Source organism: Bradyrhizobium sp. 45, assembly GCF_023073155.1.
In the GTDB taxonomy this organism is placed as follows: Bacteria; Pseudomonadota; Alphaproteobacteria; order Rhizobiales; family Xanthobacteraceae; genus Bradyrhizobium; species Bradyrhizobium canariense_D.
The window spans coordinates 1-1006 of sequence record NZ_JADPIX010000115.1 but is presented as its reverse complement, the minus strand read 5'-3'; the positions used below and the strand labels follow the sequence as shown (position 1 = coordinate 1006).

Genomic DNA, 1006 nt, shown 5'->3' with positions numbered 1-1006 from the left:
CGATCGCGCGCGTCGTGATGACGCCGACGGCATTCGAGCCGGAGGCCCATCCCGAATCGATCCTGATGCGGGCGCGCAAGCTCGGCGTGATCGTGAGCCGCATGCCCTCGCTCGAGAGTGGCGATACGCCACGGCTCACGGCCGTTGCCGTCGAGGACCTGCTGCTGCGGCCGAGCGAAAAGATCGACTATGCGCGGCTCGAGGCCCTGATCGAGGGCAAGGCGGTGATCGTCACGGGCGGAGGCGGCTCGATCGGTTCCGAGATCTGCGAGCGTGTCGTCGCGTTCGGCGCCGCGCGCCTTCTGATCGTGGAAAATTCCGAGCCGGCGCTCTACGCGATCACCGAAACGCTCGCGGCGCTCGGCACTGCTGCTTCGATCGAAGGGCGGATCGCCGACATCCGCGACCGTGAGCGCATCATGCGCCTTATGGCCGAGTTCAAGCCGGACCTCGTGTTCCATGCCGCCGCGCTCAAGCACGTGCCGATCCTCGAGCGCGACTGGAGCGAGGGCGTCAAGACCAACATCTTCGGCTCGATCAACGTTGCCGATGCCGCGCACAGCGCCGGCGCCGAAGCCATGGTGATGATCTCGACCGACAAGGCGATCGAGCCGGTGTCGATGCTCGGCCTCACCAAGCGCTTCGCCGAGATGTATTGCCAAGCGCTCGACCATGATCTTGCGGCGGGTCACGGCGGCGCCAGGCGGTCGATGCGGCTGATCTCGGTCCGGTTCGGTAACGTGCTGGCGTCGAACGGCTCGGTGGTGCCGAAGTTCAAGGCCCAGATCGATGCCGGCGGTCCCGTCACGGTCACGCATCCCGACATGGTCCGCTACTTCATGACCATCCGCGAGGCCTGCGATCTTGTCATCACGGCGGCAACCCATGCGCTCGGAACGCAGCGCTCGGACGTGTCGGTCTACGTGCTCAACATGGGCCAGCCGGTGAAGATCGTCGATCTCGCCGAGCGCATGATCCGTCTCTCGGGCTTGCAACCCGGCTACGA

General features: G+C 65.9%; 1 protein-coding gene. It reads left to right on the top strand.

What is annotated here, in order from left to right; genetic code table 11:
* Positions 1-1006 (top strand): SDR family NAD(P)-dependent oxidoreductase (locus IVB42_RS19930; protein ID WP_247471139.1); only part of this gene is annotated, 1006 nt, incomplete at both ends.